Below are 23,391 nucleotides of genomic sequence, written 5' to 3' on the forward strand. Positions count from 1 at the left end.
GTGTAAGTGCTGTGAGGCATTGAGCTAACTGATACTAATTGCCCGTGAGGCTTAACCATACAACACCCAAGGGGTTTTGATTGGACTCAAATAGAACATTGAATGTGTAAGAACTGAAAACAGCTTTCCAGATTAAAGAATTTGCTTGGCGACCATAGCGATTTGGACCCACCTGATTCCATGCCGAACTCAGAAGTGAAACGAATTAGCGCCGATGGTAGTGTGGGGCTTCCCCATGTGAGAGTAGGACATCGCCAGGCTTTAATTTTGGTTTTTGCCTTTTTAAAAGGTGAAGACAGCAGTTGAAAGAGCCCGTTTGCAGAACGGGCTTTTTTAGTCCCAAAGGACACAGATTTTGTGTGCTGATATGGCTCAGTCGGTAGAGCGCATCCTTGGTAAGGATGAGGTCCCCAGTTCGATTCTGGGTATCAGCACCATCTAAATTTAAAAGAATTTTCTTGGCGACCATAGCGCTTTGGACCCACCTGATTCCATGCCGAACTCAGAAGTGAAACGAAGTAGCGCCGATGGTAGTGTGGGGCTTCCCCATGTGAGAGTAGGACATCGCCAGGTAACATTTCAGAGCCCTGACCAATCGGTCGGGGCTTTTTCGTTTTAGCGATTAACGTTTTTCGTTAAGTGACCAGTCATACTCATAGTCAATTTGGCCCGGTGCACTTTTTAGCTGTGGGCTATATTGCTCTAGATGTGCTCTTACCCCACCATCTATCGCAAAGTCTTCTGCAAACCAATCATAAATTGAAGAGACGATCAGTTCGTTACCTTCAATCTGCGCGCCTTTGTTACTGTTGATAAAGCTTATTGCTGCCTTTTCAAGTAACTGCTCAGTGTTGTCTGCGCTAAACGCTTGTTGTTGAAGGTTAGGGCAACCTAAGCTGGCGCAGTTTACTGCGTAATGAGTGCGCGGATCTTGCCAGATAGGGCGCAGAATACGGTGTTCAATATCATTTAGAGTGATGGTTTTACCATTGATGGTAATGACCTCCTCATCCCATGGACCAAAACTAAACAAACCACCAAGCTTGGTAATCGATTTCACCGGATACTCTTCTAAGATAAGGTCAACAGTGATCGCATTGTAGAGGTTAACCCAATAGGCATATTGCTCGTCTTTGGAGTATTGCAGTGGATTGAGTTGTGCCATTTGGCTTAAGTAACGGTCCAGTTTGGCATTATCACCTTGCGAGACGGCTGAATAGGCAAACAGATGGTGTTCACCTTGCTTTGATATATAGCGATCAAGGATCTCTTGCCAAGCTTGATGGGAGATCTCGGCTGAATTGTTTTCATTGCTTTGCTGCCAATAACTCCAAAGTTTCGCCTCCGGCGCGGCATAAAGCGGCAATGAAAATAGGGCAAGGGTAACAATAGCGAATCTAGCCATGGATATTACTCAATCTTTTGAACACGTTATCTATTAGACCTACACCAATAAGTAAATATTTCAGATGACACAAAAAAGGTTGGCAACGGCCAACCTTTATATGTTTCGCTTAAGCTAAAAAGTTTGGAATGTTACTTTCGTACTCGGCGATTTTATCTTCGTGCTGCAAGGTCAGCCCGATGTTGTCTAAACCATTTAGTAGGCAGTGGCGACGGAAGCTATCGATTTCAAAGCGGTATTCTTTGCCATTCGCTCTTACTACATTGGCTTCAAGATCCACTTCTACTTGCGCGCCTTGGTTAGCATCAACAAATTGGAAGATTTCATCGACTTCCTGCTCAGTCAAGCGCACTGGTACCATTTGGTTGTTGATCGAGTTGCCGTAGAAGATATCGGCAAAGCTTGGTGCGATCATCGCTTTAATACCGTAATCAGCAAGTGCCCATGGCGCGTGTTCACGTGAAGATCCACAGCCAAAGTTTTCACGCGCAAGCAGAATTGACGCGCCTTGATAGCGTGGTGCATTCATTACAAACTCAGGGTTTGGTTGCTCGCCTGCGTCATCAAGAAAACGCCAGTCATGAAATAGGTGTTTGCCGAAACCTAAGCGTGACACTTTCTGTAGAAATTGCTTAGGAATAATTGCATCGGTATCAACGTTCGCTGCATCTAGAGGAACAACCAAGCCTGTGTGTTGTTTAAAACCTGACATGTTTGATTCTCCTTAATCCAACTCACGAATATCAACAAAGTGACCAGCAATTGCAGCCGCCGCAGCCATCGCAGGGCTGACTAGATGGGTGCGACCATCACGACCTTGGCGACCTTCAAAGTTACGGTTTGAAGTCGAAGCGCAGCGCTCATGAGGACCTAATCGGTCGTTGTTCATTGCCAAACACATCGAGCAGCCTGGCAGGCGCCATTCAAAGCCCGCTTCTTTAAAGATGGTATCTAGACCTTCCGCTTCGGCTTGCGCTTTGACTTGCTCTGAGCCAGGGACAATTAACGCTTGTACATGTGATGCGACTTTACGTCCTTTCGCGACAGCCGCAGCAGCACGCATATCTTCAATGCGTGAGTTGGTACAAGAGCCAACAAATACTTTATCGACCGAGTAGTCAGACAGTGACTTACCAGCTTCTAACCCCATGTAGGCCAGTGCTTTCTCTGCCGAAGCTTTTTCAACCGGATCTGCGAAACTGGTCGGGGCTGGAATTGGTGCATCTACTGCAATTACTTGTCCTGGGTTAGTGCCCCAAGTGACTTGCGGTTTGATATCAGCTGCTTGCAGGGTAACGACTGCATCAAACTCCGCATCGTCATCAGTGCGTAGGGTTTGCCAGTATTCAACCGCTGCATCCCAATCAGCACCAGTTGGTGCAAATTTACGACCTTTGATGTATTCAAACGTGGTGTCATCTGGCGCGATAAGACCCGCTTTTGCACCTAACTCGATAGCCATGTTACATACGGTCATACGACCTTCCATGGTTAAGTCGCGAATCGCTTCACCGCAGAACTCAACCACATAGCCAGTGCCACCTGCGGCAGTGGTTTTACCGATAATAGCCAGTACGATGTCTTTGGCTGTGATTCCCGGGGCAACTTTGCCTTGAACTTCGATCTTCATGGTTTTAGCGCGCGCTTGTTTAAGCGTCTGCGTCGCCAGTACGTGTTCTACTTCTGAGGTGCCGATACCAAAGGCCAGTGAACCGAATGCACCATGTGTAGCAGTGTGAGAGTCGCCACAGACGATCGTCATACCCGGCAGGGTAATACCAAGCTCTGGTCCCATAACATGGACAATGCCTTGGTATTTGTGATTGATATCGTAAAGCGTAACCCCGAACTCTTCACAGTTTTTAGACAGCGTTTCCATCTGGATACGCGCCATCTCACCGGAAGCATTAATATCTTTGGTTGTGGTTGATACGTTGTGGTCCATAGTGGCGAAGGTCTTACTCACTTGACGCACTTTACGCCCTTTCTCGCGCAGCCCATCAAAAGCTTGTGGCGAGGTCACTTCATGCACTAAATGTCGGTCGATATACAAAATCGGGTTTTCACCCTCAGCTGCGACGGCAACGTGTGCGTCGTAGACTTTTTGATATAATGTTTTGCCCATACTCATTTACTTCCGTGTAATTATTATGAATTTAGAATGTAGCTTGCGATCTTATCGCCCATCTCTGAGGTCGATAGTGCCGGATTATTGCCAGCGAGATCAGCGGTAAGTTCACCTGCTGCGAGCGCTTTACTTACTGCCACTTCAATATCTTGCGCCGCCGCTTCTTCACCTAGGCTGTAACGTAGCATCAGTGCTGCTGATAGGATTTGCGCGACTGGGTTAGCGATGTTTTTACCGGCGATATCCGGTGCGCTGCCGCCAGCTGGTTCATATAGACCGAACTTGCTTTCGTTTAGAGAGGCTGAAGGAAGCATCCCCATTGAGCCAGTGATCATTGCGCATTCATCGGAAATGATGTCACCGAAGATGTTTGAACATAGCATTACATCGAATTGCGCCGGATCTTTAATTAGTTGCATGGTGGCGTTATCGATGTACATGTGTGAAAGCTCGACATCTGGGTAATCTTTGGCGATCTCTTCCACCACTTCACGCCATAAAATGGAGCTTTGCAGTACGTTGGCTTTATCGATAGAGCAGACTTTCTTATCGCGTAGACGCGCTGATTCAAAGGCGATCTTAGCAATGCGCTCAATCTCGAAACGGTGGTAAACCTCGGTATCGAAAGCTTTTTCGTTAGCGCCTTCACCTTCACGACCTTTAGGTTGACCAAAGTAGATACCACCAGTCAGTTCGCGGACTACGACAATATCAAAACCGCGCTCAGAGATGTCAGCACGCAAAGGTGAGAAAGCTTCCAGCCCCGAATGGATTTGTGCTGGACGCAGATTACAAAATAGTTGGAAGTGCTTACGCAGAGGTAACAGGGCGCCACGCTCAGGTTGATCGTTTGGTGGCAGGTGTTCCCATTTTGGACCGCCTACAGAGCCAAATAGTACTGCATCAGCGGCTTCACACGCGGCTACAGTACTTTCTGGCAGCGGCGTACCATGGTTATCAATCGCGATGCCACCGACATCATGCGCATCGCGCTCAAATTGAATGGCATGTTTCTTTTCAATTGCATCAAGCACCTTGTTTGCTTGAGCCATTACTTCTGGTCCAATTCCATCGCCAGCGAGTACCGCGATTTTGTATGTCTTGTCTGTCATGGTCGTCCTTTAACTTTTTTGCGTTGTGCTGCTTTTTTAATTTATTCAAACGCCGCGACAGGCAGCGTTTGTTTGTCATCCTATACAGTGGCGATCTTCTTTTGCTTCATCTGCTCGATTTCATCAGCGCGGTGGATGCTATTAATTACGTGTAGCAATGCTTGTCCTGATGCTTCAACGATGTCGGTCGAGACGCCGGTACCATGGTACTTACGACCTTTATAGTTAGCGATGATGTCAGCTTGACCTAAACCATCTTCACCTTCGCCTTTGGCGGTTAGATCGAACTTATCCAAAACAATGTCGTAGCCCGTCACACGGTAAATACATTGGTAAAGAGCATCGACTGGACCATTGCCCACGGCGGCTTCACTCTTCTCTGTATCACCACATTGAATCTTGATGCTGGTTGTCGCCATCACACTACCTGACTGGACGCTTAGGTAGTTTAATTTGTAGAAGTCGTCTTCTTCACGCAGGTTAGAGAAGTGCATTAACGCTTCTAGGTCGTAGTCGAACACTTGCCCTTTTCGGTCGGCTAGTTTCAAGAAATCTGCGTATAACGCGTCTAGGTTATATTCGTCTTCTTTATAACCCATTGTATCCATATGGCTTTTCACTGCCGCACGACCACTACGAGAGGTTAAGTTTAGCGCCTGATTTTTCAGACCAATCGACTCTGGCGTCATGATCTCGTAAGTGTTTTTGTTCTTTAACATGCCGTCTTGGTGGATACCGGAAGAGTGACTAAATGCATTGGCACCAACAATGGCTTTATTACTCTGGATCGGCATGTTGCATAGTTGGCTGACCAACTTGCTGGTGCGGTGAATTTCGTCGTGTTTAATTCCGGTATGTACACCAAGTAGCTCTTGGCGAGTTTTAAGGATCATTGCGATCTCTTCTAGCGAGCAGTTACCTGCGCGTTCACCAATACCATTAATGGTGCCTTCAATTTGGCGCGCGCCCGCTTGAACGGCTGCAATTGAGTTTGCAACCGACATACCTAAATCGTCATGACAGTGAACCGAGATGATGGCTTTATCTATATTGGGCACGCGGTTAAATAGCGTTTCGATAATGCCGCCAAATTCATTTGGTACGGTGTAGCCTACTGTATCGGGAATGTTGACTGTGCTTGCGCCAGCATTGATTGCGGCTTCCACCATACGACACAGATTGTCGATCGGTGTGCGACCAGCATCTTCACAAGAGAACTCGACATCATCGGTGTATTGGCGCGCATGTTTTACCGCTTTAACGCCCATCTCTACCACATCATCGTAACTGCGGCGTAGCTTATCTTGCACATGGACGGTTGAAGTGGAGATAAAGGTGTGAATACGGAATGCTTCGGCAACTTTTAACGCTTCTGCTGCCGCATCAATATCTTTAGCGACCGCGCGTGATAGTGCACAAACGCGGCTATTTTTGATATTACGGGCAATGGTTTGAACCGATTCAAAATCCCCTGGGGACGATACTGGGAAGCCTGCTTCAATCACGTCTACGCCCAGACGCTCTAAAGCATAAGCAATTTGCAGTTTCTCTTTAACCGTCAAACTGGCTGACAATGCTTGTTCGCCATCACGTAATGTGGTGTCGAAGATAATGACCTGATCGTTCATAGCTGCTTCCTTATACGTCGTTTATCCGCTTGTTACGGGGATTTAAACGTTTACTTCCTGTATTTGAACATAAAAAAACCCGCAATTTGTTGCGGGTTTTGTGTAATTCGTTGTGGTTATTTCTCTTCCACAGCCTACCCGCGCGATTGGTTCACGATCAGGAGGAGGCTTAGCAGGATAGAGAAATGATTTGTCATTGTTAACTACTTCCTAAGAGAGTTAATGAATCCACATATTTAAGTTAATAGAATTAGTACCGTACTCAGCATGATGAGTCAACCGTAAATGGCAAAATTGGTCATTTTTTTTCCACTCCTCCGCGCAGTGCAACATTTACTGCTGCTGTTCTACAAAAGCACTCGTACTAACAATTTGTTTTATAAATGTATAAATAGAAAAGTGAGGTTAAAGATATTCAACTGAGCGATCTATCTTGTGGGTCGGAAAAACGCGACTGTCATGCTAATCACGCCAAAGCTTCATGGTGCTGTCATTGTTCGCTTCTAAGTTAAACAGAGTATCACTTGTAAGGATCTGACTTATGCGTGCGATAGAACCCATTGCCAAGTTTGATTTGGCTTTTTCTCTGTTTTGTCTGCAAAACCGATTCCGTTACCCAATCTCACATCTTAGTAAAGCCATATCACATACCGGTGATGGGCACCTATACGCTGTGATTGGGGCGCTAGCTTGGTGGCTAGGCGGTGAAGTGGGCAAACTCTTTTTGTTACTCGGGCTATTTGCGTTTACCATCGAGTTACCTATTTATTGGCTGAGTAAAAACCTGTTCAAGCGTCGGCGCCCTCAAGAGTTAACTCCGTTAATTAGTTCATTTATTACGCCTTCTGATCGTTACAGTTTGCCTTCCGGTCATACCGCTGCGGCATTTTTAATGGCGGTCTTGATCAGTTATTGTTTCCCATCTCTGGCTGGCATCGCTTTTGTGTGGGCTACGCTGATCGCTTTTGCCCGCATTCTGCTTGGTGTGCATTTTCTAACTGATGTGATCTTAGGCGCTCTGCTCGGGATTGCCTGCGCGCGTGTTGCTCTGCAGTGGCTAGGGAGTTAGTCAGATGAGAGTGTTATATGGCGTGCAAGGCACAGGCAATGGGCACATCGCACGCGCAAGGGCGATGAGTGCAGCACTAGAGAAGAACTCAATCGAGGTCGATTTTTTATTTTCTGGTCGTGAGGCTGATAAGTACTTTGCTATGGAGGCGTTTGGTTCATACCAGACGCGTCGCGGGCTGACCTTTGTCACTGAAAAGGGTAGGGTGAATTACAGTAAAACCGCGCTCAACAATAGCTTGCTCGGTTTTTGGCGCGAGGTACAAGAGTTAGACTTATCGCAATATGATGTGATCCTCAATGATTTTGAGCCAGTCTCGGCTTGGGCGGCGAAGCAGCAGAACAAGCCTGTGATCAGCATAAGTCATCAAAACGCGTTTCGTTACTCTGTGCCACTAAAAGGAGCCAACTGGTTAGATAAATGGGTGATCCACTACTTTGCCCCGAGTACTTATCACATTGGTTTGCACTGGTATCACTTCAATCAACCCATCTTACCACCTATTGTGCACACCACTTCTTCGCAGGTTGAGGCTTTGCCTTATGTTCTGGTGTACCTGCCCTTTGAAAGTTTAGATGACATTACTGAGCTACTGCTGCGTTTTACTCAGCAGAGTTTTATCTGTTTCCATCCTGAGGTTATCGAGCATCAGCAAATCGACAATATCCATTTCTACCCGCTCAGTTTGGATGGTTTTCATCATTATCTGCATCGCTGCTCAGGGATCATTGCCAATGGTGGTTTTGAGCTCCCCTCTGAAGCACTGACGTTAGGTAAAAAGCTGTTGCTCAAGCCATTGAGTGGTCAGTTTGAACAGTTATCGAATGTGGCAACCTTAGAACAGTTGGGGCTTGCCAGTAGCATGGAGTATCTTGATGCTTCGTGTGTGCGGGCTTGGCTTGATGAATCTCCCGGAGAGAGCGTCAGTTATCCGGATGTCGCTGCGGCGATCGTTGAATGGTTAATGCAAGGAAAATGGGATTGTACCCATCAATTAACTGAACAACTGTGGGGGCAGGTTGATTTCCCAAGTTACGCAGTGAATGTTTGAACCTGATGGATCTCAAGTGCAACGCTTGGGATCCAGCCAAACCTTGGGGTTAATAGTCACTAAATTGTTGAAAAAACCTCAATTTAGCTATTTTTATGTTTATGCTAAGTTTCTGATTTAAAACTGATTAAAGCTAATTATCATAAAAAATTATGATTACTTATCAATCCATTTGCTCATCAGTAATCAATTAGTCAATAGTCTCAATCGTTAAGCAAATATCTAAATAACAAATAATTACCTCAATTCAATTTAACCAAGAGGGTGTTGTTTTCTTGGTTACTTTTGTCGCATACATAATAGGGAAACGATTGATGACTGATACAAGAGATGCTGTAAACCCGCCATTAACCAACCGTATGGAATCTGTCCTTCGTGGCGTTGACCTAAATTTGCTAACGGTGTTCGATGCCGTAATGCAAGAGCAAAATATTACCCGCGCTGCACATAACCTTGGAATGTCACAACCAGCAGTGAGCAACGCAGTTGCACGCTTAAAAGTGATGTTTAGTGATGAACTCTTTATCCGTCAAGGTCGTGGTATTCAGCCAACACAACGCGCTCGTCAATTGTTTGTGCCTATTCGTCAAGCACTGCAATTGATCCGCAACCAACTTCCTACCGCAGATTTCACGCCGGAAACTTCAGCTCGCCAGTTCAACTTGTCATTGTGTAGTCCATGTGACATGCGGTTCGCGCCAAGAATCATGGCTTATCTGCAAGAGAATGCGCCTGAAGTGAAATTGCATGTTGATGCCGAGCATGACAGTGAAATTGCCGAGCGTATGCGTAACCAGAATATTGACTTGGTTATCGACTATCGCCGCTTTGACGAGCAAGGAATGCACAATATTGAGCTGTTTAAAGACGAACTGGTGGTGGTGGCAAGCAAAGGGCATCCACGTATTCAAAACACCATCTCTAGCAGCGCATTGCTGGCAGAGCGTCATGCAAGATTATCGCAGGCGGTGGGGCAACCAAATATCTCTGAGCAAGCCTATCAAGGCGTTGACGTTAACATCGCGTATGAAGGCGCGAGCTTGAGTAATTTGCTGTATGTAGTGGGTCAGTCTGAGCTTATCGCGATTGCTCCTCGCTGGATGGTGGAAAATGCAGCCAATAAGCAACAATTGCAAATCTTGCCTACTCCGTTAAGTAACACCAGCATTTGCGGCTACCTTAGCTGGCATGAATCGAATGAAAAAGATCAAGGACATATTTGGTTACGAGATCGTTTGATTGAAGTATGCCGTGAAGCTTAACTTGGCAAATGTGAGTTCAACCGATTGAATTATATTTGGTTAATTGCCTCTAGCTGATGCGCTATTCGCACAAATAACAGACTTGTCAGTATAGAAAAGCTCCGAACGAATCGTGACCTCGGAGCTTTTTCTTATAAGTTTGATACGTGTCAGTTGCCTTTTTTTGCTTGAAATGTACACTGTGCGCGCAAAAAGCTTACAGGTGTAAGCTTAAAGGTAGAAAAGATGGCCAATTTAGATTTTCACATCGTTAAACGAATTCGCGAACAGATTGCAAAAGGCAAAGAGCGCACGGCTCTTAAGCACAAAGTTGATGGCTCATGGCAAAGCATTAGCTGGACGCAATTTGGTCAGCAAGTGGATGCAATGTCACTTGCACTATTGGCTCAAGGATTGAGAGTTCAAGACAAGATAGGGATCTTCTCTAACAACATGCCACAATGGACAATTGCAGATTTTGCTGCGATGCAATTGCGTGGTGTGATTGTACCTATTTATCCAACCAACACGGCGGATCAGTCTGCTTATATTCTGCAAAATGCGGATGTAAAAGTGCTGTTTGTTGGTGAACAAGCTCAATTTGATGCTGCGGTTTCTATTTTTGAACAATGTGAACAACTTGAGTTGGTTGTCGCGATGTCGGAAGGCATTGATATTGCTGAGCATGAATTTGCCATCAGTTGGAATGATTTTATTGCTAAAGGTAATGAGTCACACCAAGCTGAACTTGATGTGCGTCTAGACCAAGCGAGTCTAGATGATCTTCTTACCTTAATTTATACCTCAGGTACCACAGGGCAACCAAAAGGTGTAATGCTGGACTACGGCAACATTGCCGCTCAGTTGCAAGGTCATGATGAGCGACTCAGCTTATCTCAAGAAGATGTATCACTCTGTTTTCTACCACTATCGCACGTGTTTGAGCGAGCGTGGACTTTCTACGTGCTTTATAAAGGTGCAACAAACTGCTACCTACAAGACACGATGCAAGTGCGAGATGCACTGAGTGAAGTACGCCCAACAGTAATGAGTGCAGTGCCACGCTTCTATGAGAAGATCTTCTCGGCGATCCACGAAAAAGTGGCTAAAGCACCATTTATCCGCAAGGTAATGTTTACTTGGGCGGTCAATATGGGCGCGAAAATGGCAGTTTGTCATCAGGAAGGACGCAAGCCTTCTTTGATGTTGAAGAAGTCACACAAGCTGGCGGATAAGCTCGTACTGTCTAAGTTGCGTGCGCTACTGGGTGGTCGAATTAACTTTATGCCATGTGGTGGTGCAAAGCTGGATGAAACCATCGGTCGCTTTTTCCATGCGATTGGTATCAACGTGAAGCTTGGCTACGGCATGACAGAAACCACAGCAACGGTTTCATGCTGGGATGATAAGTGCTTCAACCCTGACTCAATTGGTATGTCGATGCCAGGTGCGCAAGTTAAGATCGGTGAGAACAATGAGATCTTAGTGCGTGGTCCTATGGTGATGCGTGGCTACTACAAGATGCCAAAAGAGACCGCGGAAACGTTCGATGAGCATGGCTTCTTGAAGACCGGTGATGCGGGTCATATCGATGAGAATGGTAACCTGTTTATCACCGACCGTATCAAAGAGCTGATGAAAACGTCTAATGGTAAGTACATTGCGCCACAAGTCGTTGAAGGTGCCATCGGTAAAGACCATTTCATTGAGCAGATTGCGGTTATCGCGGATACACGTAAGTTTGTTTCAGCGCTTATCGTGCCATGTTTTGATAGCTTGGAAGAGTACGCGAAAGAGCTAAACATTAAGTATCACGATCGTGTTGAGTTGATTAAGCACAACCAGATCATTGAGATGCTCGAAAAGCGTGTTAACGATCTGCAAAAAGAACTGGCTAAGTTTGAACAAGTTAAGAAGTTTAAGCTATTACCAAAAGCTTTCTCGATGGACGATGGTGAATTAACGCCGACACAAAAACTGCGTCGTAAAGTCATTCACGATAAGTATCACAATGAAATCGAAGAAATGTACAACGACAAGCACTCAGACAAGTAGTCGCTAAGTCCTGTATCGAACAAGTGAGATCCCCAGCAGTGCTGGGGATTTTTTTCGCACAAAGGTGGATAAATATTATCCACCTTTTTTGTTGGGATTTACCTAATTTGATGCTGCGGGTATGCCACGCTTATGCTGGTTTATCTAATAACATCCTGTTTCTTAGAATTGTGTCGGTAATGGGAGAAAAGTCGCAATAGATTCCTTGCTAAGAAAACGTTACATTTGTTGCCGTATCTTGTGTTTTGTTATGACTGAACGCAAGGCATAGAGAAGAAGTGGAAGTCTTTCTAATTAGGCTAAAAGTAAGCCCTAGACTATGTGACTACTGCGCAGTTTATTGACCTGATTAGCTGGCGCAGATAAGGAGAATAATATGGCAGCAATGTTGTCCGGTAATGAGATGGTCGTTCAATCTCTTATCGAAGAAGGCGTTGAACAAATTTTTGGTTATCCAGGTGGTTCTGTTCTGGATATCTATGATGCTCTTCATGCTAAAACCGACCAAATTAAACATGTTTTAGTTCGTCATGAACAAGCCGCGACCCATATGGCTGACGGTTATGCCCGCGCAACGGGTAAGCCAGGTGTAGTGTTGGTCTGTTCTGGACCTGGTGCCACGAATACCATCACGGGTATCGCTACCGCGTATATGGACTCAATCCCAATGATTGTCATTTCTGGTAACGTGCCGAACAACTTGATTGGTAATGATGCCTTCCAAGAGTGCGACATTGTTGGTGTCTCACGTCCAGTTGTAAAACACAGTTTTTTGGTGAAAAAAGCAGAAGACATTCCTGAAACGGTTAAAAAAGCCTTTTATATTGCTACCACAGGTCGTCCTGGTCCGGTGTTAATTGACCTGCCAAAAGACGTGATTAATCCCCAATTCAAATTCCCTTATGAGTATCCTGCGTCGGTTTCGATGCGCTCATACAAGCCAACCACAACCGGTCACAAAGGTCAGATCAAAAAAGCACTTAAAGCGCTATTAGATGCGAAGAAGCCAGTGCTTTATGTCGGTGGTGGCGCGGTGATCTCGCAAGCGGATGCACCTCTTTTGAAACTTTCGGAAACCCTTAATCTTCCGGTAGTGAGTACGCTGATGGGGCTGGGGGCTTTCCCTGGTACCCATAAAAACTCCTTGGGTATGCTGGGTATGCATGGCACCTATGAAGCCAATATGGCGATGCATGATGCGGATCTTATCTTTGGTATTGGGGTGCGTTTTGATGACCGGACTACCAATAATCTGGAAAAGTACTGCCCAAATGCACGCGTAATGCATATTGATATTGACCCATCATCGATTTCGAAAAACGTTAAAGCAGACTTGCCGATTGTTGGCTCGGCTGACAAAGTGCTTGAATCTATGGTCAGCTTGCTGGTGGAGCAAGGTGGCAGTAATGATGAGCAAGCGCTTAACACATGGTGGGATGAAATTCAGACTTGGCGTGATAAAGAGTGCCTGAGTTATGAAACTTCTCCTGAGCGCATTAAGCCGCAGCAAGTTATTGAAACCTTGCATCGCTTAACTAATGGTGATGCTTATGTTGCTTCGGATGTCGGTCAGCATCAAATGTTTGCCGCGCTTTACTATCCGTTCAATAAGCCACGCCGTTGGATTAACTCTGGTGGTCTTGGCACCATGGGCTTTGGTTTACCTGCTGGCATGGGGGTGAAATTTGCTAAGCCGGATGAAGAAGTGGTGGTAGTGACAGGTGATGGCAGTATTCAGATGAATATTCAGGAGCTATCGACTGCCATGCAGTACGATATCCCAGTGAAAATTATCAACTTAAACAACCGTTTCTTAGGTATGGTGAAGCAGTGGCAAGATATTATTTATCAAGGTCGCCACTCCAACTCTTACATGAGTTCTGTACCTGACTTTGCTGCGATTGCTGAAGCGTATGGTCATGTCGGTATCCGCATTGAAACGCCGGATCAGCTCGAGTCTGGCTTAAAACAAGCCCTTGAGATGAAAGATCGTTTGGTGTTTGTTGATATCAATGTCGATGAAACTGAGCACGTATACCCAATGCAAATTAAAGGTGAGGGTATGGATAAGATGTGGCTAAGCAAGACGGAGCGTACCTAATATGAGACATATCATTTCACTACTACTAGAAAACCAACCTGGTGCTTTGTCTCGTGTGGTTGGTCTGTTCTCACAACGTGGCTATAACATTGAATCTTTGACGGTTTCGCCAACTGATGATGAGACTTTATCGCGTTTGAACATCACGACCATCTCTGATGATCTCGAATTAGAGCAGATCCAAAAGCAATTGCATAAGCTGATTGATGTACTCAAAGTGCAAGAAGTGACAGAGCTTGAGCACATTGAACGTGAACTTCTGATGGTTAAGGTCAAAGCTAGCGGCTTTGCTCGCGCAGAAGTCAAACGTACCGCAGATATCTTCCGGGGTCAGATTGTCGATGTGACGGCTGCGCAATACACAGTGCAGCTAACCGGAACAAGCGAAAAGCTCGATGCCTTTATTCAGGCGCTTTCTGAAGTGACGGAAGTGATTGAAGTGGCGCGCAGTGGCGTGGTGGGCATTACTCGTGGTGAGCGAGCGCTAAGACCTTAGAAAGTCGCACTACAATTTGCTAATTACCATAAAAAACCACCGCATTACGCGGTGGTTTTGTGTTTCTAAGCGTTTAAGCCGCGATTAGTGCAGGATACGTGCGCGAATCGTGCCTTCAATCTCTTTTAGTTTCTCTAAAGCTTCTTTAGAGCGTTCTGTTTCGACATCAATAACCACATAACCGATGTCAGCCGCCGTTTGCAGATACTGACCAGCAATGTTGATTCCTTCTTCGGCGAAGATGGTGTTAATTTGCGTCAAAATACCTGGGCGGTTTTGGTGAATGTGCAGCAGACGTGAGCAGTCACGATGCTCTGGTAGCGCAACTTCAGGGAAGTTCACGCTTGATAGTGTTGAACCGTTGTCTGAGTATTTCGCCAGCTTGCCAGCCACTTCCACACCGATATTTTCTTGTGCTTCTTGGGTCGAACCACCTACGTGTGGCGTTAAGATCACGTTGTCGTATTTTTGCAGTGGCGACTCAAATGGGTCTGCGTTGGTCTTAGGTTCGGTTGGGAACACGTCGATCGCCGCGCCAGAGATATGACCGGCTTCTAGCGAATGACATAGCGCTTCAATATCCACCACAGTGCCGCGCGCGGCGTTAATAAAGATTGCGCCAGGCTTCATGCGAGCAAACTCATCAGCACCCATCATATTCTTGGTTTCTGGGGTTTCAGGAACATGCAGTGAAATCACATCACACTTGTTCAGTAGCTCGCTCATCGTTGCCACTTGCGTCGCGTTACCAAGTGATAGTTTGTTTTCGATATCGTAGTAGTAAACTCGCATACCGAGGTTTTCCGCAATAATACCAAGCTGAGTACCGATGTGACCGTAACCAATAATACCTAGACGTTTACCACGAGCTTCGTAAGAGTTATCGGCGCTTTTTTTCCAAATACCACGATGTGCCAGTGCGTTTTTCTCTGGAATACCACGCAGTAGCAGTAGGATTTGACCAAGGACTAATTCAGCGACGCTGCGCGTGTTTGAAAACGGCGCGTTGAATACTGGAATACCGCGTACCGCTGCCGCGTTAAGATCAACTTGGTTAGTACCGATACAGAAACAGCCAATCGCAACCAGTTTTTCTGCTGCATCAATCACTTGTTGTGAAAGGTTGGTACGCGAACGGATACCAATGAAATGCGCATCTTTAACCGCTTCAAGTAGCTCTTCTTCCGGTAACGAGCCCTTGTGGTATTCGATATTGGTATAACCTGCAGCTTGTAAAACTTCTACTGAAGATGGGTGCAGACCTTCTAGAAGTAGTATTTTTATTTTGTCTTTTTCCAGTGAAACTTTGGCCATTGTCTTCATCCTTAAAATGGGGAAAGGGGGCTGAACTGGCGCACATTGCATTCAAACAGCTAAAACAGAATGTTGATTAGCCGATTTTTAGGAGCGCAAACGTTTTCCTTGTGCGTCTTCTGCTCACTAAGTTAACAAAAAAAATCTGCTTTGGGTAAGAAAATTACGGAATAATGAATAATTTTTAGGCACAGAAAATACAAAAGCGACCCGAAAGAGGGTCGCTTGTAATGAAATAACAGAATCGCTGGTTAGTAGTTGATTAGAGAAGTGTTATTTAAACCCGCTCATCAAACTTTGCCAGTTAGGCGGTTATTCTTCGATTTTTGCGCCGTTTGGAGTACCTGTGATCACGACATCTGCGCCGCGAGCAGCAAATAGCCCCACAGTAACTACGCCAGGAATCGCGTTGATAGCACGTTCCATCTCTTTAGGGTTAACGATCTGCATGTTGTGTACATCTAAGATCACGTTACCGTTGTCAGTGATCACGCCTTCACGGTACGCAGGATCACCACCCAGTTTTACCAGTTCACGCGCAACGTATGAACGTGCCATAGGAATAACTTCAACTGGTAGTGGGAATTGACCTAAGATATCGACCGCTTTTGTATCGTCGACGATACAGATGAATTTCTCAGAGATAGCTGCCACGATCTTTTCACGAGTTAGTGCTGCGCCACCACCTTTGATCATATCGCGATGAGCATTGATTTCATCCGCGCCATCAACGTAGATATCGAGTTTTATTACGTCATTACAGTCAAACACTTCAATGCCAAGATCTTTTAGGCGTTGCGTTGATGCTTCTGAGCTTGATACCGCACCTTTGATATCATCTTTGATTGTACCTAGTGCATCGATGAAGTGATTAACGGTTGAGCCAGTACCTACGCCTACAATGCTGTCTTTCTCTACATACTTAAGCGCAGCCCATGCTGCTTCTTTTTTCATCTCATCTTGAGTCATGCTCATCTCCTAACTGGATGGATAGTTAACGTTTGCGCGCGGATTATATACCCTCAGAGATGACTTTCCCATTGCCATATCCTGCTCGGTGTCACTATTTTTGGTAGTGGCACATCCCAAGACTCGATGGGTAACTGGCTGACATGCTGACAATCGTGCGCTAAGCCAATTGGTTTGGCGCCTTGTCCGGCGTGAAACCACGGGGCTAAAGTGCGATCGTAGTAGCCTCCACCCATGCCCAAGCGATGACCGGTTGAGTCAAAGGCAACCAATGGGGTGCAGATGAGATCAAGTTTGGCTAAAGGTTGAATTAGGTGCTGTTTGAGTTTGGGCTCAAGAATGCGGTATTGATTTAATACCATTTCGGTATTGGTTTGGTAGTGGAGAAAAAGAAGGTGACCTTTAGAGAAAGGATGAATCACCGGTAGATAGACTTGTTTGCCTTGCTGCCATAACCATTCAATCAGGGGGTGGGTATCTACTTCACCATCGGCACTGAGATAGAGTGCGATATGTTGTGCACTAGTGAGCTCTGGCAGAGTGGAAAACTGCTCGACCAGTCTAACACCTGCTTGCTGTTGAAATTGTGGTGAGAGTTGTCGTCTGAGTTGGCGAATTTGCTGACGAAATTCTTGTCGTGAAAGATTCATCTTGATACCCGAGTTAGAAAGGGTATCGAAGGATACCCCAGAGTGCCGTTGGAGATTTAGACCCTTGAACCAGCTGGTTCAAGGCGGATCAGCAATGATGACCGTAGGCTTCTCGGTACATGCCGAGCTTGCTCAATAGCCTTCAAGTACTAACCCTTAAGGATTGCTTATCGGCTCAGGGACATAATCCCACTAACGTACACTCCAGGGTAATACTGGATCTTAGTCGTGCTGCTGTGGTTAAGTCCAGCGATTAAATGCCCAACTAAGAAAAATCGTTTCAAGCAAAAGGTACTGGCTTTCCTGGCTGTATTTTACTTAGTGCATCATCAAGTGACGCTGTGAGCTTTTCCATTCGCTCATTCAGTTGTGATTGCAACTCTTCATGCTGCTGTGTTGAGGAGTCACGAGTCTCTAAGTCATAGCAAAAGTTGAGCGCCGCGATGGTCAATAAATGCACCTCGTTGGTCACTTTAGTCTTGTCTGTCATGTCTTTCAAACGATCATTGAGTCGTTTGGCCGCCTGAAGCAGCGCTTCTTCCTGACCAGCTGGGCAGTTAACGCGCGTTAACTTTCCTAAAATTTCAACTTCTACCGCTTGGCTACTCATATCCACTCTACACTTAAATTAAGGTGACAATGCAGACCATCACCGAGGGGGAAACTATAGAAAAAGCGATGTTAAGATTCAAGTCTTTCCCGTGCAACAACGCTAAAACACAGGACAATCACACAGTAATTGGGCAAATTGCATAAAAGGCGCGCATTATTCACCAGTTGTACATTTTCGCTTATCCGTGTAAGTGGTAGGATTAAGTATTATTTCAAAATTTAGGTTTATCCATGAGTAAGATCACCCTTCCAGATTACTTAACCTTCGCCAGCGAAATGCAATCAGCCGGTTTAGCCGTCAATCCATCGGAATTACATGGCTTGCTTACGGGTATGTTAAGTGGTGGTTTGAGCTTAACTGACAAGAGTTGGCAGCCACTCATTTTTGATTACACCAATGAAGGGATGGGATGGCCGGATAAAGCTTTAACGCTTGCGCAGCAAACATTAGATGCGACGATCAAAGAAATGACCGGTACGGATATGGAGCTGTCACTGTTGTTGCCTGATGAAGAGGCAAGCGCAAGCTTATTTGATATCGCAGATGGTGTAGCCGATTGGGTTAACCACTTTATCTCTGGCTTAGGTTTGGTCGCAACCGATCTTAAAAAAGCCTCAAGCCAAGCAAAAGAGGCGCTGAGCGACCTTGAAGAAATTGCTAAGCTGGGTATCGATGAAGAAGATGATATGCAAGAGCAAGCGGTGCTGCTTGAGCAAGTGGTGGAGCACATCAAAGTGTGTGTGCTGACGATCCACGCAGAATTTGGTCAAAAACCGAATCAGCAAGAAGCTGCACCAACGATTCACTAACTAGGTTGTCAAAATGAAGCAGTTTGATGTGGTAATTGCTGGTGGTGCGATGGCAGGTATGACGCTTGCTTTGGCACTTGATAGCCTGTCACAAGGCCGTTTGAGTATTGCAGTTGTCGAACCATTTGTGGTCGATCATCAAGCCCACCCTGGCTTTGATTCTCGTTCAATCGCCCTCTCGTATGGCACGGTACAGATCCTTAAGCAGTTAAATCTATGGGGTGATATTGCTCCAGTTGCGACAGCCATTAAGCATATCCATGTTTCTGATCGCTCTCATGCAGGGATGACAGAGATTGATCATCAAGATCTTAATGTGTCGGCATTAGGTTATGTGGTTGAACTTGCCGATGTTGGTCGCCTCTATCAGCAGAAAGTTACGCAATCTAAGCAGATCGAATTGCTGAGCCCGGAAGCAGTTACGCAAGTCAAACGCACGGCGAGCCATTGTCTTGTGACACTAAAAAGTGGTGAGCAGGTGCAGTGTAAGTTGCTTGTTGCGGCTGATGGCGCGATCTCTTCATGTTGTCAGCAGTTGGGGATTGAGTTGCGCGAACACGACTTTGAGCAAGTTGCTGTGATCGCCAATATTCGTACCGAGCAACCACATCAAGGTCGCGCGTTTGAAAGGTTCACCGAGCAAGGACCTGTGGCCTTGTTGCCGATGAGTGACAATCGTATGTCGCTGGTCTGGTGCCTACGACCAGAGCGCGCTCAGCAAGTATTGCAGCTTGATGAGCAAGCGTTTTTAGCGCAGCTACAACACGATTTTGGCTGGCGACTCGGGCGTTTAACACAGGTGGGGGCTCGTGCAAGTTACCCGCTGTTGCTGCGCTATCGCGAGCAAAATACTTCGCACCGTTTTGCGATTGTCGGTAATGCAGCGCAAACCCTACATCCGATTGCCGGACAAGGTTTCAACTTAGGTATTCGTGATGTGGCAAGCTTGGCTGAAGAGATGATGAATTCGTTAGACGATGTGGGCGCCTACTCAGTACTGAGCGCTTTTAGACAGCGTCGCGAAGCAGACCGTATTGGCACCATCACCTTGACCTCATCCTTGGTGCATTTGTTTTCAAATGATTATTTGTCGCTACGAATTGGACGCAATCTAGGTTTAGCTTTGATGGATAACCTAGCTCCGCTCAAAGCGCCATTACTGCAAAGAACTTTAGGTTTAGTCGCGCGCTAGCGCTGAAAAGGATTCAATAAAATGATGCAAAGTGTAGATATTGCAATTGTGGGTGGCGGCATGGTCGGTCTTGCGCTTGCTGCAGCGCTGAAGGATTCTGAATTGCGCATTGCAGTGATTGAAAGCCGTGTTCCGGACAGTGAACTGCAAGAATTAGCGGATGTGCGCGTTTCTGCCTTAAGTCGTTCAAGTGAAACGATTCTGCGTAACCTTGGCGCATGGCAAGGTATTGTTGACCGCCGTGCTTCGCCGTACATGGCAATGGAAGTGTGGGAGCAAGACAGCTTTGCACGCATTGAGTTTGATGCAAAGAAAATGGCGCAGCCCGATCTTGGTCATATCGTCGAAAATCGCGTGATTCAATTGGCGTTATTAGAGCAAGTCCAACAGCAAAGTAATGTGACGTTATTTATGCCTGCGCAATGTCAAACCATGGCAATTGGCGAAAGTGAAGCTTGGTTAACCTTAGATAATGGTCAATCACTTACGGCGAAGCTGGTGGTTGGAGCGGATGGTGCCAATTCTTGGGTTCGCCGTCAGCAAGATATTCCATTGACGCATTGGGATTATGGACACAGTGCGCTGGTTGCCAATGTTTGGACCCAAGAGCCACACGAGAAAGTCGCGCGTCAGATCTTTACCCCGCAAGGACCTTTGGCATTTTTACCTATGGGTGGTAGCCAAATGAGTTCTATCGTGTGGTCAACTGAGCCAAGCCGTGCTGAACGCTTGGTAGCGATGGATAAGCTGGAGTTTAATAAAGCGCTGACCGCTGAGTTTGGTGCTCGCCTTGGGTTGTGTGAAGTGATTGGTGAGCGTTTCGCTTTCCCGCTGAAAATGCGTTATGCGCGTGATTTTGTCACTGAGCGCGTCGCTTTGGTTGGCGATGCGGCTCATACCATTCATCCGCTTGCTGGGCAGGGGGTGAACTTAGGGCTGTTAGATGCAGCAAGCTTAGCTCAAGAGCTAACCACGCTTTGGCAGGCAGGTCAGGATATTGGCACTAAACGCAATTTGCGTGGCTATGAGCGTTGGCGTAAAGCTGAAGCGGCGAAAATGATTGCTGCGATGCAAGGCTTTAGAGATTTGTTTGAAGGTGATAACCCAGCCAAGAAGCTGATTCGTGGTATCGGGATGCAACTTGCAGGACAATTGCCGGGCGCTAAAGATGAAATCATGAAGCGGGCATTGGGTTTGAAAGGCGATTTGCCTGACCTTGCGAAGTATTCGCTTTCCTCGACGCAGTTGTAACAGACAAAAAGGGTTGGCAGTGCCAACCCTTTTTTGCAATTCTTTCTCAGGCTAAGCGTACGCGCAACGTAGCTTCATGATTTCCTGATTTACTTCTTTGACAGCTTGATAGTGTCTTCGCTCTGCTCTCTCTGGAAGGATAAGTTTACCGTTATCAAACTCAAACTTACCTACGCCGTAGATATAGATTCTTCCTTTAAATAGCCGACTTACGTGTTTAGCAATCATACTTGGCGTATAGCGCTTAAACAGTCTCATAAATGTATCCTTCATGTTTAGCAAGCACTGTAATTATACGTATTCCCCAGCTTTAAAAGTGTGATAGTAATGGGGGAATGTGCAGTTGTTTGTAACAATTTGGAGAATTGTGTTGCCGTGGGCAAATCTACCGACTTATCTCCAAATAAGCGTGACTTTTTCCTCATATTTGTTCTGACACTGGAACGCTGCTTAATCTCCAGTGGTGGCAATTGGAACATCTGGATGTGACAAAATTAAGAATAGTATATGAAACTGACTTTATGTTAATTGAATGTAAAATTTAAGCCAAAAAAAAGCCCGCATTGAGGCGGGCGAATAGTCACAGATGCATTACACAAAAGTGGATTTCCTGAAATTTCAGGGATTCACTTTTACTGTTAACCAGTTAGAACAAGTTAGAAGTGCCGAATTTGGGGGGCTCATCTCACCAAACTACTGATGTGTTAACAGTGTTATCAGAATAGTATAAAAAAACACCAATGACTACTTATGCTTATCAGTTGAATAAAAATATAACCTTGTCTTACCTCTTGTTGAGAGGTAACTCGCAATAAGGCTAATAACTGTGAGCTAATTCAAGAAATAACTGTGACTTCTAACGGCATATAGAAGCGAAGATCGGCTGACACAGAGTGACAAGATCCTTGCTGCTTAAGGCGATGCCTGCCAGAGGGCTGCCACTACTGATGGTAATTTCCGCTTCATGCAGGATCTGAGGGTCAAACAGCACGGGCATTGGTTGCTTGAGAAGCAGTGGCGTTACCGTGCCAACTTGATATCCAGTAATACTTTCAACTGCAGCAAGATCGACGCAGGTCATCCGACGGCATGCTAAAGCGGCACGTACTTTTTTCGGATCCACAGACTGGTCGCCCGGTACACATGCCAAAGCATACAAGTCCCCCATATCGCGCAGTAAGATCGCTTTGACCATTTGCGACTGGCGAATGCCGCGCTGAGTGGCGGCATCTTCAATACTAATTGCAGGGGTGCGATGCATCAGCAGGCGATGGTCAACCTGCTGAAGCTCAAGGTAGGCAGTTAGTTTGGTGGCGAGCGGTTTATTCGTCATCGAGCGAATAAGGTAATGGTTGCAGGCTCCATACATAGTCTGGTTGGCTAGTGAGGCGCAATTGAGTGTCTGGCTCAAGATTGTTAGGTAAGATCACCAGACCAATGGTTTCACCGTCACTAAAGCGGTAATGAGCCATTAGTTTGCCTGCACCGCGCCAGTTGTCGCCCACCGCACGCTCAAGCTCGGTTTGCTCGCCGAGTTCTTGCGTTGAGTGACCTTTCACAATAAACATGCCACGCTTGTTGATGCCGCGATATTTAGCACGAGCAACCGTTTCTTGCCCAGTGTAACAGCCTTTTTTAAAGCTAATGCCGTGCAAAGCATGCAGGTTTAAAGCTTGTGGAATGTGCTCGGCTTGCTCTTGTTGCTCAACAATTGGTAATGCAGCTTCAATATCAAAGCGGCGCCATAAAGACTCAGCGACTTTTTCTGCTGCAGAAGTGGCAACTAATTCAGCCGCCGCGTCTTCTTCTAGCACTAACAGCCAGCGTTGATCATCAATACGTACTGCCGTGCCACCCTGGATTGGACGCACATTGCCTGTTTCTTCACTCAGCCCATCGATAAATGAGTTAGCGTGCTCGCCCATTACACCAAGTAAAATCGCATCACTTTGCTTAATTTCTACCTTAGAGAAAATGGCGTATTTCTTGATTTCACTTAATTGCTTTTCGATTGCCGATTTTGGCTCAAACAGAGCATAACCGTCTTGGTGATGAAACAGACGGAAAATAGACCAAACCTTGCCCTTGGCATCACAATGCGCGCCAAAAGTCGACTCAGCTTTATCAAGCTGAACCACATCACAAGTGATTTGACCTTGTAGGTAGGATTTGGCGTCGTTGCCAACCAGCGTTACCAAGCCCCATGAGGTTAAATGGGTCAGCATCAGTTCAGGAAGTGTATCGCCGGCTTGATGCGATAAAGGTGCGAAGTCGTTAAGCCAATCCATAGTGTTTACCTTGGTTGTG

The 23,391-nt window shown here is 46.0% G+C and carries 21 protein-coding genes, 1 tRNA gene, 2 rRNA genes and 1 other RNA gene; 12 read left to right on the plus strand and 13 right to left on the minus strand.

Annotated features, from left to right (window positions below):
• Positions 1-144: 144 nt before the first annotated feature.
• The 3 genes from rrf (DPF93_RS10210) (at position 145) to rrf (DPF93_RS10220) (ending at position 573) form a co-directional block, all read left to right on the plus strand.
• Positions 145-260: ribosomal RNA gene (gene rrf, locus DPF93_RS10210) — 5S ribosomal RNA — on the plus strand.
• A 101-nt stretch (positions 261-361) separates the two neighbouring features.
• Positions 362-437, plus strand: a tRNA-Thr gene (locus DPF93_RS10215).
• Positions 438-457: 20 nt separating this feature from the next.
• A 5S ribosomal RNA gene (gene rrf, locus DPF93_RS10220) occupies positions 458-573 on the plus strand.
• Positions 574-622: 49 nt separating this feature from the next.
• On the opposite strand, the gene DPF93_RS10225 is transcribed toward rrf (DPF93_RS10220), so the two are convergent.
• The 5 genes from DPF93_RS10225 to leuA form a co-directional block, all read right to left on the minus strand.
• A complete protein-coding gene (locus DPF93_RS10225) occupies positions 623-1,405 on the minus strand; it encodes a DUF547 domain-containing protein (RefSeq protein ID WP_114766085.1) in 783 nt (260 codons plus the stop codon).
• A 109-nt stretch (positions 1,406-1,514) separates the two neighbouring features.
• Complete coding sequence (leuD, locus tag DPF93_RS10230; protein ID WP_114766086.1) at positions 1,515-2,117, minus strand: 3-isopropylmalate dehydratase small subunit; 603 nt, start codon at positions 2,115-2,117, stop codon at positions 1,515-1,517.
• Positions 2,118-2,129: 12 nt separating this feature from the next.
• Positions 2,130-3,530 (minus strand): 3-isopropylmalate dehydratase large subunit, encoded by a 1,401-nt coding sequence (leuC, locus tag DPF93_RS10235; RefSeq protein ID WP_114766087.1) that lies wholly within the window; start codon positions 3,528-3,530, stop codon positions 2,130-2,132.
• 23 nt (positions 3,531-3,553) lie between these two features.
• Complete coding sequence (leuB, locus tag DPF93_RS10240; RefSeq protein WP_075649664.1) at positions 3,554-4,645, minus strand: 3-isopropylmalate dehydrogenase; 1,092 nt, start codon at positions 4,643-4,645, stop codon at positions 3,554-3,556.
• An 80-nt stretch (positions 4,646-4,725) separates the two neighbouring features.
• A complete protein-coding gene (gene leuA, locus DPF93_RS10245) occupies positions 4,726-6,273 on the minus strand; it encodes a 2-isopropylmalate synthase (protein ID WP_114766088.1) in 1,548 nt (515 codons plus the stop codon).
• Positions 6,274-6,814: 541 nt separating this feature from the next.
• Between leuA and DPF93_RS10250 the strand changes: the two genes are divergently transcribed.
• From DPF93_RS10250 to ilvN, 6 genes are all read left to right on the plus strand, one after another.
• Complete coding sequence (locus tag DPF93_RS10250; RefSeq protein WP_114766089.1) at positions 6,815-7,342, plus strand: phosphatase PAP2 family protein; 528 nt, start codon at positions 6,815-6,817, stop codon at positions 7,340-7,342.
• Positions 7,343-7,346: 4 nt separating this feature from the next.
• Positions 7,347-8,393 carry an MJ1255/VC2487 family glycosyltransferase gene (locus tag DPF93_RS10255; protein ID WP_114766090.1) on the plus strand — a complete coding sequence of 349 codons (1,047 nt, stop codon included), beginning with the start codon at positions 7,347-7,349 and terminating at the stop codon, positions 8,391-8,393.
• Positions 8,394-8,707: 314 nt separating this feature from the next.
• Entirely contained in the window at positions 8,708-9,655 is a 948-nt protein-coding gene (gene leuO, locus DPF93_RS10260) for a transcriptional regulator LeuO (protein WP_114766091.1), read from the plus strand.
• 225 nt (positions 9,656-9,880) lie between these two features.
• Complete coding sequence (locus tag DPF93_RS10265; protein WP_114766092.1) at positions 9,881-11,689, plus strand: AMP-dependent synthetase/ligase; 1,809 nt, start codon at positions 9,881-9,883, stop codon at positions 11,687-11,689.
• A gap of 376 nt (positions 11,690-12,065) precedes the next feature.
• Positions 12,066-13,790: an acetolactate synthase 3 large subunit gene (locus tag DPF93_RS10270; protein WP_114766093.1), complete on the plus strand. Its 1,725-nt coding sequence runs from the start codon at positions 12,066-12,068 to the stop codon at positions 13,788-13,790.
• Between the two features lies 1 nt (position 13,791).
• Positions 13,792-14,286 (plus strand): acetolactate synthase small subunit, encoded by a 495-nt coding sequence (ilvN, locus tag DPF93_RS10275; protein WP_114766094.1) that lies wholly within the window; start codon positions 13,792-13,794, stop codon positions 14,284-14,286.
• Positions 14,287-14,370: 84 nt separating this feature from the next.
• On the opposite strand, the gene serA is transcribed toward ilvN, so the two are convergent.
• From serA to DPF93_RS10300, 5 genes are all read right to left on the minus strand, one after another.
• The gene (gene serA / locus DPF93_RS10280) at positions 14,371-15,600 is read right to left on the minus strand and encodes a phosphoglycerate dehydrogenase (protein ID WP_114766095.1); all 1,230 of its coding nucleotides are present in this window, start codon (positions 15,598-15,600) and stop codon (positions 14,371-14,373) included.
• 312 nt (positions 15,601-15,912) lie between these two features.
• Positions 15,913-16,569, minus strand: coding sequence for a ribose-5-phosphate isomerase RpiA (gene rpiA, locus DPF93_RS10285; protein ID WP_114766096.1), 657 nt, complete (start codon positions 16,567-16,569; stop codon positions 15,913-15,915).
• Between the two features lie 53 nt (positions 16,570-16,622).
• The gene (locus DPF93_RS10290) at positions 16,623-17,219 is read right to left on the minus strand and encodes a 5-formyltetrahydrofolate cyclo-ligase (protein ID WP_114766198.1); all 597 of its coding nucleotides are present in this window, start codon (positions 17,217-17,219) and stop codon (positions 16,623-16,625) included.
• A gap of 30 nt (positions 17,220-17,249) precedes the next feature.
• Positions 17,250-17,433, minus strand: a non-coding RNA gene (ssrS, locus tag DPF93_RS10295) — 6S RNA.
• A 66-nt stretch (positions 17,434-17,499) separates the two neighbouring features.
• On the minus strand, positions 17,500-17,829 hold the full coding sequence (locus DPF93_RS10300; protein ID WP_114766097.1) for a cell division protein ZapA: 330 nt from the start codon (positions 17,827-17,829) through the stop codon (positions 17,500-17,502).
• A gap of 233 nt (positions 17,830-18,062) precedes the next feature.
• Between DPF93_RS10300 and DPF93_RS10305 the strand changes: the two genes are divergently transcribed.
• From DPF93_RS10305 to DPF93_RS10315, 3 genes are read left to right on the plus strand one after another with little or no spacing between them, the layout of a single operon-like run.
• Complete coding sequence (locus DPF93_RS10305) at positions 18,063-18,641, plus strand: YecA/YgfB family protein (protein ID WP_114766098.1); 579 nt, start codon at positions 18,063-18,065, stop codon at positions 18,639-18,641.
• A gap of 13 nt (positions 18,642-18,654) precedes the next feature.
• Complete coding sequence (ubiH, locus tag DPF93_RS10310) at positions 18,655-19,833, plus strand: 2-octaprenyl-6-methoxyphenyl hydroxylase (RefSeq protein WP_114766099.1); 1,179 nt, start codon at positions 18,655-18,657, stop codon at positions 19,831-19,833.
• Positions 19,834-19,854: 21 nt separating this feature from the next.
• A complete protein-coding gene (locus tag DPF93_RS10315) occupies positions 19,855-21,084 on the plus strand; it encodes an FAD-dependent 2-octaprenylphenol hydroxylase (protein WP_114766100.1) in 1,230 nt (409 codons plus the stop codon).
• Positions 21,085-21,135: 51 nt separating this feature from the next.
• Here the strand turns inward: DPF93_RS10315 and DPF93_RS10320 are convergent, their stop codons facing one another.
• The 3 genes from DPF93_RS10320 to ygfZ all read right to left on the minus strand — a co-directional run bounded on the left by DPF93_RS10320 (position 21,136) and on the right by ygfZ (position 23,372).
• Entirely contained in the window at positions 21,136-21,342 is a 207-nt protein-coding gene (locus tag DPF93_RS10320) for a DUF1107 domain-containing protein (RefSeq protein ID WP_075649679.1), read from the minus strand.
• A 598-nt stretch (positions 21,343-21,940) separates the two neighbouring features.
• Positions 21,941-22,417, minus strand: a complete 477-nt coding sequence (locus DPF93_RS10325; protein ID WP_114766101.1) for an aminoacyl-tRNA deacylase — start codon at positions 22,415-22,417, stop codon at positions 21,941-21,943.
• Positions 22,407-23,372: a tRNA-modifying protein YgfZ gene (ygfZ, locus tag DPF93_RS10330; RefSeq protein ID WP_114766102.1), complete on the minus strand. Its 966-nt coding sequence runs from the start codon at positions 23,370-23,372 to the stop codon at positions 22,407-22,409. Before ygfZ ends, DPF93_RS10325 begins: the two co-directional genes overlap by 11 nt.
• Positions 23,373-23,391 lie beyond the last annotated feature (19 nt).

Source organism: Vibrio rhodolitus, from assembly GCF_003350325.1.
Taxonomy (GTDB): domain Bacteria; phylum Pseudomonadota; class Gammaproteobacteria; order Enterobacterales; family Vibrionaceae; genus Vibrio; species Vibrio rhodolitus.